Below are 12,708 nucleotides of genomic sequence, written 5' to 3' on the forward strand. Positions count from 1 at the left end.
GCTGGACGCGAGATCCGACGTGCGGCCCCTGCTGAATTACGGTGGTGCTGACACCGAGGCGTTATCGGGCTCGCACGTCGGGCTCTCGGCACCTAGGCTAGGGGAAACTCAAGACATAAGGCGTTAGGCGCTTGTGGACACATCATCGGTAGTCGGCAGCACCATCCAAGCGATTGACACTTTCGCGTGCGAGCCGGTCCACCCTGCGTGGGTAGACGCGCACACCACTCCTATCGCCACCTCGATGGCGGTGCTCCAGCTCGCGGACGGCCGACTGCTCCTCGTGGCGCCGCAAGAGGTCGAATTTGATCCAGGCGAATATCCCTCTCTGGGTATTGGCATTTCGGAGTGCGGCGCAGGTGCCCGTCAATGGCACGCGCCAAGTGGCAAGACCTACGTCATGTCGACGCTCGCCCCTGTGGCGACACTGCTGCCCTTCACGGTGCAGTCCGTCACGGAGTCAGACTCGCTCGGGGAGGGGTCGACGAGCGAGCTGTCGTTTGTGAGCTCCACAGGGGCACGGATCACTTTCCGTCACATAATGCCACCCATGACACTCGGCATAGACTTCGAGCATCCGGGCCAAGCACCTAACAATTCGTTCAAGCCGAACCCGCTTCGCGGGTCGGCCTGAGTGTCTGCTACGAACGACTGCTTCTGGCCGATAGCTGCCGCAAGGCCCAGCAAGATCGCAAAGCGAATTACCAAAAAGTAGCCAGACACTTGGGGGCGTAACAGCTCCACACGTTCGGTGGTCGCAACACTCCGAGAAGCGATCGAAGAGCCAAGCAGGTTAGCTGCTGGGCATCCCACAATCTTTTGCTCGGACGCCTCATCGTATTGATTAGATGAAGAAAATTCTCGCGCGCGGAGCACGATTTTCCCAAGAATTTTCCCAAAAAATGCTACCCCGGAGTACCCAGGAGGCAGCTAAGTATCTGATCTGATTGGTGGGCCGTGAAGGATTCGAACCTTCGACCAAAAGATTAAAAGTTCTTTCAACTATGCTTTTAAATCCGTAGGTTGCCGATGTTCTTTTTCCCAAGTCACCGCGTATAAGCCTTTGAAATGCTTCGTGCACAACGCATTTTTTCCCAATGTCGACCTTGAACCTAAGCCTTCCCCCGGGCGTGGAGCTGGGCCAATGGGTCAACGACCCCAGCCTGCTCCTGCAAAGCTCCAACCAATTGGACACTGATCGCCAAACAAATGGACACCGCGGCGCTAAAACCTGGGGAGTGGCACCAGATGGATTGGACCCCGGTGCCTGCTTGTAGCCAAGAGCGGAGAGCGCTGCGAGCGACTGCTTCCGACCCAAAGCGGACATCTGCATTTCTCCCGGAACCGCCTTGCGGTGGTCATGAGCCCTCTGCTCGGTCCGGTTATACGCTGGCTTGTTAGCCGGACCCCGCCGCCCTAAGATCGAGCTGTATCAAGGGAAAAGCCCACCATACGGCGCCTTGTGAATAAGTCGTATAACCGGACCCACGGGTCCGTCTATTAGGTAGTTAGGCACGTGGAAAAAGCCCTTCGAAGACTCGTAGAAGAGTGCACCAGGCCGGGGCCGGGGAACCTGCTATGGCCCGATAGGCTAGAGCGCTTCTGTACCGAGCATCAGATCGGCCGAAAGGCGTTTAGCTATCACTTTTCCAAGTACGTAGCACTTGAGTTCGCGGAAGGAATCTTCTCTTACCGCCAAGCCGACACCGCAATGAATCGCCTGTCCGGCGCGGAGGCTGTGTGGGGACAGCACCCATTCGCAGAGACCATCTACGAGGCATTTGACTCTGGAGAGTTTCTGCATGATGGCGATCTCCCAGGTACGATCAGCTGGCAAAAGTACACTTTGCCTGCGGTCATGGAGGCGCTAGGCAGTGAAGGTCTGTTGCCACGCGCCTAACAATTCACTCAAGCCGACGCCGCTTCGCGGTGCGGCTTAACTCAGGCGTTGAGCGTCCGCTACTGGCCGACAGCTGACGCAAGGCCAAGCAAGATCGCCAAGCGAATTACCAAGAAGTAGCCAGACACTTGGGGGCGTAACCGATCCACACGTTCGGTGGTCGCAGCACTCCGAGAAGCGATCGAAACGCCAAGCAAGTTAGCTACTGGGCATCCCACAATCTTTTGCTCGGACGCCTCATCGTATTGATTAGATGAAGAAAATTCTCTCGCCCAGAGTGCGATTTTCCCAAGAATTTTCCCAAAAAATGCTACCCCGGAGCACCCAGGAGGCAGCTAAGCATCTGATCTGATTGGTGGGCCGTGAAGGATTCGAACCTTCGACCAAAAGATTAAAAGTCTTCTGCTCTACCGACTGAGCTAACGGCCCAAACAACGACCCGGCCGTAGCCGGGGCGCGTATTCTAACGCAAGAATCCGAAAATCGGAATTCAAATGTAATGCGTGGGGTCTGCCATGCCCGCTGCGTCGAAACCTTCCGCGCGCAGACGGCAGGCATCACAGTGACCACAGGCACGTCCTTCAGCATCGGCCTGGTAGCAGGACACGGTGAGCCCGAAGTCCACGCCCAACCGCTGGCCCTCGGCGGCGATCTGCGCCTTGCTCAGGTATTGCAGCGGCGCGTGGACGACGATGCCCGCCCCTTCTACACCGGACTTGGTAGCCAGGTTGGCCAGCGTTTGGAAGGCAGCCACGAATTCCGGGCGGCAATCCGGATAGCCGGAGTAATCCACTGCGTTCACACCGCAGAAGATGTCATTGGCGCCCAGCACCTCGGCCCAGCCCAATGCCAACGACAACATGATGGTGTTGCGCGCCGGCACATAGGTGACCGGAATGCCCTCGCCGCCAGCTTCCGGCACGTCGATATCGTCGGTAAGTGCAGAACCGCCAATGCTGCGCAGGTCCACATCCACCACCTTGTGCCCGGCAACGCCGAGTGCGGCGGACACGCGTGCGGCGGCCTCCAGTTCCGAGGTGTGACGCTGGCCATAGCGCACGCTCAGGGCGTACACCTCAAAACCTTGTTCCTGAGCGATGGCGACGACGGCGGCCGAGTCCATGCCGCCGGAAAGAAGCACGACTGCTTTCTTCATGGGATTTCATCCGGTTGGGGGATCAAAGCCAGCACGCTGTCCCGCGCCGGGATGTAGCCGTGGACGGCAGTCCACGGGGTTGCGAGCGACCATCAGCAAGCTGCCAGCCGCCCGCAGGAAACAAAGTTTACGCGTCGTACCCGTGGATACCGAGCAAGCGGCGTGCGATAAGCGCCACGCCACGCTGCCTTATCAGCGGCCGGGTTCGTCGTCCCACAGCAGCTTGTGCAGCTGCATCTGGAAGCGCACCGGCAAGCGGTCGGCAATGATCCAGTCCGCCAGCTCGCGCGCGCTCACCTGCGATTTGCTGGGTGAGAACAACACCATGCAACGCTCAGGCAAGCCGTGCTCGGCCAGCATCGCCTTGGCCCAGTCGTAATCACTGCGGCTGCAGATCACGAACTTGAGCTGGTCGCGCGTGGTCAACAGCGGAATGTTCTCCAGCCGATTGCGCGCCATCTCCGCCGAGTCCGGTGTCTTCAGGTCGACCACCCGCGACACGCGCGCATCCACCGCAGCGATATCGAGCGCGCCGGATGTTTCCAGTGACACATCCAGCCCGGCATCGCACAGCTTCTGCAGCAGGATCAGGCAGCGCTTCTGCGCCAGCGGCTCGCCACCGGTCACGCAGACATGGCGAACGCCCTGCTTCAACACTTCAGCGACGATGTCGTCGATGTCCCACCAGGTGCCGCCGTGGAAGGCGTACTCGGTATCGCAGTAGCTGCAGCGCAACGGGCAACCGGTCAGGCGCACGAACACGGTAGGCCAGCCGACGGTATCGGCTTCGCCCTGCAGGGACAGGAAAATTTCGGTGATCTTCAGTCGCGGCAATGGCGACTGCACGATCTCGCTGGGAACAGCGGCGGCGGGAGAGTTCATTTCACTTCAACCGCGCCGCGTTGCCGCAGCCCGGTACCAATCAACGCAGTTGCTGGCCTACCCGGATCGACTGCAAACGATCCTGGGCGGTACGGGCCGCATCACTGCCGGGAAAACGGGAAACCACCTGCTCCAGCGTCTGCTGTGCCTGCACGGCATCGCCTTCGCCAAACTGCGACAGGCCCAGCTTCAGCAAACCGCCGGCGGCCTTGTCGTGGGTGGGATAACGGGCGATGAGGTCATTGAACTGCGCCTCAGCCATCTTGAAATTGCGTGTTGCGTAATAGCTTTCGCCCAGCCAATACAGCGCATTGGGCGTGTATGCCGCGTTCGGATACAACTCCAGGAAACTCTGGAACAGCTGTGCCGAATCGGCGTAGTTGCCAGCCTTCAACGCATCGAACGCCACGTTGTAGGCGGCACGTTCGTCACCGGCCGCAGCCTGGCTGCCGGCATCGCCACGCACCGTCGGCACGCGCTCGTTGCTTGCGGCCGCGGGCTTGCTCGCCGGAAGCACGGGAGCAGCCGATGCCGCTGGGGCATCGGTGCCGCCATTGCCTTCCAGGCGGTTCAAACGCCCGTCCAGATCAAGATACTGGTCACGGCCGCGCTGCTTCAGCTGTTCGTTCTCGTGCTGAAGCTGCTCGATCGTGCCCTGCAACGTCTGCATTTCACCACGCAGTTGCTGCAGCTGATTGAGCATGTCGGTATTGGCCTGCGTGTTGTTGGCCTGTTGTTCCAGGGCGCCAACACGGTCAGCCAGACTTTGCCGCTGTGCATACGCAGGAGCGGCAGCCACAAGGGCTGCCGCTACCACGAGCATCAGTTTATTGATGCCGATACGCATCGATTACTGCGCGGTGTAGACGATTTCGACGCGACGGTTCTGCGACCAGCAGGACTCGCTCGATTCGGTGCACACCGGACGCTCTTCACCGTAGGAGACGACGGTCAGCTGCGAAGCCGAACCACCGTTGGCCTGCAGCGCCGAGTTCACGGAGTTGCCACGACGCTCACCCAGTGCCTGGTTGTAAGCGCGGCTGCCGCGTTCGTCGGTGTTGCCCTGCAGGGTGATGCGCGAAGACGGACGGTCACGCAGGTACTTGGCGTGGCAAGCCATGATCTGCTGGAACTCCGACTTCACTTCTTCCTTGTCCAGGTCGAAGTAAACAACGCGCTGACGCAGGCAAGCGTCGGTATCGAGGTCGCCCGGGCCGTACAGGCCAGAGGTGGACGGACCGGTCGGCTGAGTGGTCGAACCATTGTCGACCGGCGGGGCGACCGGCTGTTCTTTGACCTTCTTCGAGCAGCCGGCCAGAGCGGCGACGGACAGCAGCGAAACGAGCAAAACACGAGTGGATTTGTTCATGGCGATACCTAGAGGCTCCTGGGCCAATTTTTTGGGATTAATCCGAGTCGGATGTTAACACTTTATCAACGCGCGGTGCGGTATGGGCCCCACGCGGGTTCCCGCACATCGCCATCAGCAAGCACCAGACGCTGACGCACACGGCCATCAGCAGACACTTCGTACAAAACACCACGTCCGCCTTCGCGGGCGGCATACAACACCATGCTCGCATTGGGCGCGAAGCTCGGTGATTCGTCCAGCGACCCCGGGGACAACGTGCTCCAGCGCGGCGCGCCCAAGCTGCTGTCCATCATCGCGATCTTGTAACTGCTGCCTGCGCCCTGCGCCACGGCAATCTTCTTGCCGTCGAACGACACGGTGGCCTTGGCGTTGTAATTGCCCTGGAAGGTCACGCGGTTTGCACTGCCACCGCTGGCCGCCACCTGATAGATCTGCGGGCGGCCGCCACGGTCGGAGGTGAAGTAGACCGAGCCGCCATCAGCAGCCCAGGTCGGCTCGGTGTCGATGCCGAAATGGTTGGTCAGCTGAGTCAGCTGCTTGCTGCCCAGGTCCATGACGTAGATCTCCGGGTTGCCGCTGCGCGACAGCGCCAGGGCAAGACGGCGGCCATCTGGCGAGAACGCCGGTGCACTGTTGATGCCACGGAAGCTGGTCAGCAGCTCACGGGCGCCAGTGGCGATGTCCTGCATGTAGATCGCCGAGTTGCCGCGCTCGAAACTGACATAGGCCAGCTTGCGCCCATCCGGGCTCCAACTCGGCGACAACAGCGGCTCGGCCGAACGCACGATGGTCTGCGGGTTGTAGCCATCCGAATCGGCAACCATCAACGCGTAGCGCATGTTGGCGCCGCTGCCACTGGCAGTGATGTAGGCGATGCGGGTCCAAAACGCACCACGCACACCAACGATTTTTTCATAGATGGCATCGGCCATCTGATGGGAGACATCGCGCATCGCGTTGGAACGTGCGGTCATCGCCAGACCGAGGATGCGCTCACCCTTGGCCACGTCGAACAGCTCGTACTCCACGCGGTAGGCACCGGCGCCGGCATCAAGCACGCGACCGGCAACCAGATAATCCTGCTTGAGCGCACGCCAGGTCGGGTATTGCACTTCGCTGCCACGGGTCGGGCGCTCAACGATCTGCGCCTCCGGCAGGTTGCGGAACTGGCCGGAACGGTCCAGATCGGCGCGGATCACTGCGGCCACGTCGGTCTGCGGCGCGCCGGCCGAACCTTGATACGGCATTGGCACGACGGTGATCGGCAGGGCCGAGGCGTTGCCGCCAATGATGTCGATTTCCAAGCCCTTCTGCTGTGCCATAGCCGCAAGCGGCAACAACAAGGCAGTAAGGGTGACCAGCCAGCGAGGCAGTTTCTTCATTAGGCGCTCAACGGTACGGAATGAATGCAGGAAAGAGGGATAGCAGCAGGCGTATGAACATTTTCGCAATCGTGAACGAATACCGCGTGAAATCCACCCCTGTGAATGAACACGGAGACGTTACAAAAAAGTTACCAGTGAAACCAGCAAGCCCAGGGAGGCTTCTCAGAACTCAACGGTCCTGTGCTTCAAAATTAAAATTGAGATTGGGCTGGAACACCGACTCGTATCCGCGATAAGGCAGCGGTTGAGCACGCAGCACGGCAGCCTCCACCGAACGCCGGCCTGCTTCGTCATAAGGGCAACTGGGCGAGAACTCGACCCGCATTACGTCACCGCCGGGAAGCTGGCGGATGGTCAGGCGGCAGCGCTGTCCTCGCGGGATCGAATCCGGACGCACCCACTGGTTGAGCACGGCCTGCTGGATGGCAGCAGCGTACTTGGCGGTCAGATCATTGCTGGTGCCGCCCTGCCCCGGTGATGGCGAAGCCGGACCGCTGCTGGCAGTACTGCTGGATGACGCACCCTGGGCGCGGGCGCGGGCATCCGCTACCTGACGCAGGCGCTGCTCGGCCAACTTGGCTTCGCGCTCGGCCTGCTCACGCTTGCGGCGGATCTCGGCGATCTTCTGCTGACGCTCCTGCTCGGCGCTGTCAGTCGCCCGGCGTTGCTCATCGGCCAGTTTCTTCTGGCGATCAGCCTCTTCCTGCTGCTTGGCCAGGCGCAGCTTCTGCTCGGCCTCTTCCACGCGCTTGCGCTCGGTGAGGTCAATCTGCTCCTGACGACGCTTGGCTTCCTGTTCCTGCTTGGCCTTTTCCTGCGAGATCGCCAAGGCGCTGACGCGCTCCTGATCCACGTTGTCCGGCTGCGCGATGCGCTCCTGCGCATTGTGCTGCTGCGGCGTGGGCGCATCCTGTGGACGCGGCTCGGGAATGGGCTGTGGCGGCGGCACGGTGTCTTCCGGCACCGGCTCGGGCGGTACGTCTTCGACCGGCTCGGGCAAATCTGGCAATTTCTCCGAGGCGCGCAACGCCTGGCGCGCAGCCGCAGCTTCGGCGGAGGACACCTGCAGACTCGCCTCTACCGCCGGATCGCCAGCGGCGGCCTCGGTACTGCGGGCGGGTGACCACACCCAGGCAATGATGAAGATCGCCGCCACCAACAGGTGCACCAACAGCGCGAGGACGACCGGAAGGCCCCACTCGTTGCTGGTCTCGCGCGGCGGCGGCAGGGAATCAGCGTGCATCGGTCGCCAGACCCACCTTCTCGATCTTTGCGGCCTTGATCACGTCCATGGCGGACACGACCTTTTCATAAGCCACGGCTTTGTCGGCGGCCACGATCACGCGCAGGTCCTTGTCCTGCGAGGCCAGTGCACCCAGCTGCGCCTGAAGCGCACCGGGGTCCATCGCTTCGGGATCCTTGGCACCGGGCAGCGTGAGGCTGAGCTGTCCGTCGGCGCGCACCGACACGATCACCGGATCCTGCTTGCTCTCAAGCGCCTTGGCGGTGGAGCTGGGCAGGTCGACTTCAAAACTGAGCGTCAACAGCGGCGCGGTCACCATGAAGATGATCAGCAGCACCAACATCACGTCGATGTACGGCACGACGTTGATCTCGGACTTGAGCTTGCGGCGCTTGCGGCGGGGTATGGCGGCGGTCATGTCTGGGCTCCTGCGGTCAGAGGAAAGCGCGGATGCGCTTACTCGTCAGCGCCGCTCTGGCGTTGCAGGATGGAGCTGAACTCTTCGGCGAAGGTTTCATAACGCACCGACAGGCGCTCCACGCGCGTGGTGAAACGGTTGTAGGCCCACACTGCCGGAATGGCCACGAACAGGCCGATGGCGGTGGCGAACAAGGCTTCGGAAATACCCGGCGCGACCGAAGCGATGCCGGCCTGCTCACCGCTGCTGATCATGTCGTGCATGGTCACCATGATGCCGAACACGGTACCGACCAGGCCCACGTAAGGTGCGGTGGAACCGATGTTGGCCAACAGTTCGAGGTTGCGGTCCAGCCCATCCACTTCACGGGCGTAGGTGGTCCGCATGGCGCGCTGCGCGCCTTCCAGCTGGCTGCGGCCATCCAGACCTCGGCGGTTCTGCATGCGGGTGTATTCGCGGAAGCCGGATTCGAAGATCGCTTCCAGGCCATCCACCGAGCGATTGCGGTCGGTGGCTGCGGCGTACAGCTTGCCGAGGTCAGCACCGGACCAGAAGCGGTTTTCGAAGTCACTGGCTTCACGGTCGGCGGCCTTGAACACGCGCGCCTTGCGGAAAATGATGACCCAGCTGATGAACGAACCGGCCAGCAACAGCAGCACGATCAGCTTGACCGGGATACTGGCCTTGATCATCAGGTCCAGGTAGTTGATGCCACCGCCATGGCTGGCCTGCGCAACGGTCTGCGCGGCAGCGGCGCTGACGTCAGCCGGCAAAGCCTCGGTTACGGTGGCCTGCAGGGCCAGAAGCAAAGCGATCATCCGATCTTCCTCAATCTTACTTACGCGAGTTTGGTTTGTAGGGGTTTGAGCGTTGCATACAACGTGTCATCAATGGCTTGCGGGCGGAAATCCACGGCACCCACCGCTGCCAGGCGTACCTGCGCGGTGACCAGTACTTCTTCCCCACGCAGCACCGCCTGATCCATCAGCAGACTTGCCCGCCGACACTGCGCCAGCTCCACCGTGATGGTCAGCACATCGTCCAGTTTGGCAGGCTTGAGGAAATCCAGGGCCATGGCGCGAACCACGAACACCTGGCCGCCCCCGCTGCGCATGGACTCCTGTCCATAGCCCAAGGCCCGCATCCATTCGGTGCGCGCCCTTTCCATGAAGGCGACATAGCGGGCGTGGTAGACCACCCCACCAGCGTCGGTATCTTCCCAGTAAATGCGTGTCGGCCAACTGAACCGGGGCTCACTCATCCGCTTGTTCCGCAAACATATCCGTTGGCGCGACCTTGGGCTTGAGCCCCAAGTGGCGGTAGGCCTTGTGCGTGGCCATGCGGCCGCGTGCGGTGCGCACCAGGAAGCCCTGCTGTATCAGATATGGCTCGACCACGTCTTCCAGCGTGCCGCGCTCTTCGGAAAGCGCCGCAGCCAGCGACTCGATGCCGACTGGGCCGCCATCGAAATACTCCACCATCGTGCGAAGCAGCCGCCGATCCAACTCGTCGAAGCCTTCCGGGTCCACCTTGAGCATCTGCATCGCAGCTTGCGCCACGGCATGATCAATATGGCCGCTAGCCTTGACCTGCGCGTAATCGCGCACGCGGCGCAGTAGGCGGTTGGCGATACGCGGGGTGCCGCGCGCACGGCGAGCGATCTCGCCTGCGCCTTCGGCACTGCAATCAATGCCAAGAATGCCGGCCGAACGCCGCACGATGCGGGTCAGCTCTTCGGCCGAATAGAACTCAAGGCGCTGCACGATGCCGAAGCGGTCGCGCAGCGGTGCGGTCAACAGGCCGGCGCGGGTGGTGGCACCGATCAACGTGAACGGTGGCAGGTCGAGCTTGATCGAACGTGCGGCTGGGCCGTCGCCGATCATGATGTCGATCTGGAAATCTTCCATCGCCGGGTACAGCACTTCCTCGACCACAGGCGAGAGGCGATGGATTTCGTCGATGAACAACACGTCATGCGGCTGCAGGTTGGTCAGCAGCGCCGCGAGGTCGCCGGCTTTTTCGATCACCGGGCCGGAGGTCACCCGCAGGCTCACACCCAACTCGTTGGCGATGACATGGCTGAGCGTGGTCTTGCCCAAGCCAGGCGGGCCGAAGATCAGGACGTGATCCAGTGCCTCGCGACGTGATTTGGCGGCCTGGATGAAGATATCCAACTGCTCGCGCACCGGCACCTGGCCGAGGTAGTCGGCAAGGCTGCGTGGGCGGATGCTGGCGTCGGCCACCTCGTCTTCGCGGGTGGCGCCAGCGCCGATGATGCGGTCGTCAGTCATCCGGCTATGTTAAGGCCAGAAGTGAGTGAATGGGCGGGAAGCGAAAGAGAGCAACAGCAACGGCTGCAACTTCGCGGTTTCGCGCAGTGCCGTTGTCATTACCATTCCCACGCCCTCCCCTTCTGCACCCGTTCCCACCCCTCAGATTTCGACCTGCGCGCCCAGCTCAACCAAACGGTTGCCCGGAATGCGGAAGAAGCCGGTGGCCGGGGCGGCGTTGCGATGCATGAAGGCAAACAACTTGTCGCGCCAGATCGGCATGCCACGGTTAGCGCTGGCCACGATGGTCTCGCGGCTGGCGAAATACGTGGTGTCCATCGGGTCGAAGTAGACGCCGCCATGGTCGCAAGAGCCCATCAGCGCCTGCGGCACGTCCGGGGTTTCCATGAAGCCGAAGCGCAGGTTGACGCGGTAGAACTCATCTCCGATGGATTCGATCTTCAAACGCTTACCCTCCGGCGCATACGGCATCGGCAAGGTTTCCACATGCAGAAACACGTTGCGCTCGTGCAGCACCTTGTTGTGCTTGAGATTGTGCATCAGCGCGTGCGGCACCACCGATGGGTCCGCGGTGAGGAATATTGCCGCGCCCGGCACGCGCACCGGCGGCGCCAGCATCAGGCCAGGCAGGAAGGTATCGATACGGATACCGTCTTTGCGGATTTCGTCACGCAGCAGTTCACGGCCGCGCCGCCAGGTGCGCATCATGGTAAACAGCACCAGGCCCAGCGCCACCGGGAACCATGCGCCCTGCAGCAGCTTGGCGCCGTTGGCAATGACGAAGCACAGGTCAATCACGAAGAACACCACGCACAACGCGACGATGCCGTGCCGTGCCCGTGGCCACAGCGCGCGCGCCACCAGCGCCAGCAGCAGCGTATCGATCAGCATCGTGCCCGACACCGAGATGCCATAAGCCACGGCCAGATTGCTTGAACTCTGGAAGGCCAGCACCAAGCCAAACACCATCACTGCCAGTCCCCAGTTGATGCCCGGGATGTAGATCTGGCCGATGGTGTCGTGCGAGGTGTGCAGAATGCGCATGCGCGGGATGTAGCCCAGTTGCATGGCCTGCCGCGATACCGAGAACGCCCCGGTGATGACGGACTGACTGGCGATCACCGCCGCCATCGTCGCCAACAGGATCATCGGAATCAGCGCCCACTCCGGCACGGCCTCGAAGAACGGATTGGACACCGCATCCGGCCGCTGCAGCACCAACGCGCCCTGCCCCAGGTAGTTCAACACCAGACACGGCAGCACAAAAAAGTACCAGGCATGGCGAATCGGCGGCGCGCCGAAATGGCCCATGTCGGCATACAGCGCCTCACCGCCGGTCACCGCCAGCACCACCGCACCGAAGATGAAGATGCCGTGCCAACCGTTCTCCATGAAAAAACGTGCGGCCCACATCGGGTTGAAAGCCTTCAACACTTCCGGCGCAGCCACCACGTTCCAGATGCCGATGGCCGCCAGTGCCAGGAACCAGATGGTCATTACCGGGCCGAACACCTTGCCTACTTTTTCGGTGCCGAAACGCTGTGCTGCGAACACGGCCGCCAACACCACCAAGGTGATCGGCACCACGAAATGCCCCAGCCCCGGCGCGGCCACTTCCAGGCCTTCCACCGCGCCCAGCACCGAGATGGCCGGCGTAATAACGCCATCACCAAAGAACAACGAGGCACCAAAAATGCCCAAGATGCCCACCACGTACGCGGAGCGCGAGCCATTGCGCAGGGTGCGCTGGGCCAGTGCCATCAGCGCCATGATGCCGCCCTCGCCGTCGTTGTCGGCACGCATGATGATGGTCACGTACTTGAGCGTGACCACCATGTTCAACGCCCAGAATGCCAGCGACAGCACGCCCAGCACGGTGTCGTGGTCGCTGTTGAGCCCGTAATGCGGCGAGAACGCCTCTTTCAGGGTGTACAGCGGGCTGGTGCCGATATCGCCAAACACGACGCCAATGGCGCCGACAACCAGCGCCATGCCTCCTGCGGGGCCATGACTGACGTGATGCCCACTGGATTCAGGGGCGGGGGAAGCGTGGGACATGGC

12 protein-coding genes and 2 tRNA genes are annotated in these 12,708 nt (G+C 61.8%); all 14 read right to left on the minus strand.

The genetic code is table 11. The features are described from left to right. Positions 1 to 948 precede the first annotated feature (948 nt). Positions 949 to 1,043 (minus strand) — tRNA-Lys (locus PAN08_RS12945). A gap of 548 nt (positions 1,044 to 1,591) precedes the next feature. Further along, complete coding sequence (locus tag PAN08_RS12950; RefSeq protein ID WP_269791927.1) at positions 1,592 to 1,804, minus strand: hypothetical protein; 213 nt, start codon at positions 1,802 to 1,804, stop codon at positions 1,592 to 1,594. Between the two features lie 449 nt (positions 1,805 to 2,253). Further along, positions 2,254 to 2,329 (minus strand) — tRNA-Lys (locus tag PAN08_RS12955). 61 nt (positions 2,330 to 2,390) lie between these two features. Beyond that, positions 2,391 to 3,056, minus strand: coding sequence for a 7-cyano-7-deazaguanine synthase QueC (gene queC, locus PAN08_RS12960; RefSeq protein WP_269791928.1), 666 nt, complete (start codon positions 3,054 to 3,056; stop codon positions 2,391 to 2,393). Between the two features lie 192 nt (positions 3,057 to 3,248). After that, positions 3,249 to 3,938 (minus strand): 7-carboxy-7-deazaguanine synthase QueE, encoded by a 690-nt coding sequence (gene queE / locus PAN08_RS12965; protein WP_269791929.1) that lies wholly within the window; start codon positions 3,936 to 3,938, stop codon positions 3,249 to 3,251. A gap of 40 nt (positions 3,939 to 3,978) precedes the next feature. Continuing rightward, positions 3,979 to 4,785, minus strand: coding sequence for a tol-pal system protein YbgF (gene ybgF / locus PAN08_RS12970; protein WP_269791930.1), 807 nt, complete (start codon positions 4,783 to 4,785; stop codon positions 3,979 to 3,981). Between the two features lie 3 nt (positions 4,786 to 4,788). Continuing rightward, complete coding sequence (gene pal / locus PAN08_RS12975; RefSeq protein ID WP_269791931.1) at positions 4,789 to 5,307, minus strand: peptidoglycan-associated lipoprotein Pal; 519 nt, start codon at positions 5,305 to 5,307, stop codon at positions 4,789 to 4,791. Between the two features lie 65 nt (positions 5,308 to 5,372). After that, positions 5,373 to 6,692 (minus strand): Tol-Pal system beta propeller repeat protein TolB, encoded by a 1,320-nt coding sequence (tolB, locus tag PAN08_RS12980; RefSeq protein WP_269791932.1) that lies wholly within the window; start codon positions 6,690 to 6,692, stop codon positions 5,373 to 5,375. 172 nt (positions 6,693 to 6,864) lie between these two features. Next, complete coding sequence (gene tolA / locus PAN08_RS12985; RefSeq protein ID WP_269791933.1) at positions 6,865 to 7,938, minus strand: cell envelope integrity protein TolA; 1,074 nt, start codon at positions 7,936 to 7,938, stop codon at positions 6,865 to 6,867. Beyond that, on the minus strand, positions 7,928 to 8,356 hold the full coding sequence (gene tolR, locus PAN08_RS12990) for a protein TolR (RefSeq protein ID WP_269791934.1): 429 nt from the start codon (positions 8,354 to 8,356) through the stop codon (positions 7,928 to 7,930). The genes tolA and tolR overlap by 11 nt, the downstream gene beginning before the upstream one ends. Before the next feature lie 38 nt (positions 8,357 to 8,394). Next, positions 8,395 to 9,174 (minus strand): protein TolQ, encoded by a 780-nt coding sequence (tolQ, locus tag PAN08_RS12995; RefSeq protein WP_269791935.1) that lies wholly within the window; start codon positions 9,172 to 9,174, stop codon positions 8,395 to 8,397. 20 nt (positions 9,175 to 9,194) lie between these two features. Next, a complete protein-coding gene (gene ybgC / locus PAN08_RS13000; RefSeq protein WP_269791936.1) occupies positions 9,195 to 9,617 on the minus strand; it encodes a tol-pal system-associated acyl-CoA thioesterase in 423 nt (140 codons plus the stop codon). Further along, positions 9,610 to 10,647, minus strand: a complete 1,038-nt coding sequence (gene ruvB, locus PAN08_RS13005) for a Holliday junction branch migration DNA helicase RuvB (protein WP_269791937.1) — start codon at positions 10,645 to 10,647, stop codon at positions 9,610 to 9,612. The genes ybgC and ruvB overlap by 8 nt, the downstream gene beginning before the upstream one ends. A gap of 141 nt (positions 10,648 to 10,788) precedes the next feature. Next, the gene (locus tag PAN08_RS13010) at positions 10,789 to 12,705 is read right to left on the minus strand and encodes a potassium transporter Kup (RefSeq protein WP_269791938.1); all 1,917 of its coding nucleotides are present in this window, start codon (positions 12,703 to 12,705) and stop codon (positions 10,789 to 10,791) included. Positions 12,706 to 12,708 lie beyond the last annotated feature (3 nt).

It is taken from the genome of Stenotrophomonas sp. Iso1 (genome assembly GCF_027497995.1).
Taxonomy (GTDB): domain Bacteria; phylum Pseudomonadota; class Gammaproteobacteria; order Xanthomonadales; family Xanthomonadaceae; genus Stenotrophomonas.

Excerpts from the sequence above, each read along its gene's own strand:
- PAN08_RS12950 (WP_269791927.1), bottom strand. The coding sequence starts at position 1,804 with ATGCAGAAACTCTCCAGAGTCAAATGCCTCGTAGATGGTCTCTGCGAA.
- queC (WP_269791928.1), bottom strand. The coding sequence starts at position 3,056 with ATGAAGAAAGCAGTCGTGCTTCTTTCCGGCGGCATGGACTCGGCCGCC.
- queE (WP_269791929.1), bottom strand. The coding sequence starts at position 3,938 with ATGAACTCTCCCGCCGCCGCTGTTCCCAGCGAGATCGTGCAGTCGCCA.
- ybgF (WP_269791930.1), bottom strand. The coding sequence starts at position 4,785 with ATGCGTATCGGCATCAATAAACTGATGCTCGTGGTAGCGGCAGCCCTT.
- pal (WP_269791931.1), bottom strand. The coding sequence starts at position 5,307 with ATGAACAAATCCACTCGTGTTTTGCTCGTTTCGCTGCTGTCCGTCGCC.
- tolB (WP_269791932.1), bottom strand. The coding sequence starts at position 6,692 with ATGAAGAAACTGCCTCGCTGGCTGGTCACCCTTACTGCCTTGTTGTTG.
- tolA (WP_269791933.1), bottom strand. The coding sequence starts at position 7,938 with ATGCACGCTGATTCCCTGCCGCCGCCGCGCGAGACCAGCAACGAGTGG.
- tolR (WP_269791934.1), bottom strand. The coding sequence starts at position 8,356 with ATGACCGCCGCCATACCCCGCCGCAAGCGCCGCAAGCTCAAGTCCGAG.
- tolQ (WP_269791935.1), bottom strand. The coding sequence starts at position 9,174 with ATGATCGCTTTGCTTCTGGCCCTGCAGGCCACCGTAACCGAGGCTTTG.
- ybgC (WP_269791936.1), bottom strand. The coding sequence starts at position 9,617 with ATGAGTGAGCCCCGGTTCAGTTGGCCGACACGCATTTACTGGGAAGAT.
- ruvB (WP_269791937.1), bottom strand. The coding sequence starts at position 10,647 with ATGACTGACGACCGCATCATCGGCGCTGGCGCCACCCGCGAAGACGAG.
- PAN08_RS13010 (WP_269791938.1), bottom strand. The coding sequence starts at position 12,705 with ATGTCCCACGCTTCCCCCGCCCCTGAATCCAGTGGGCATCACGTCAGT.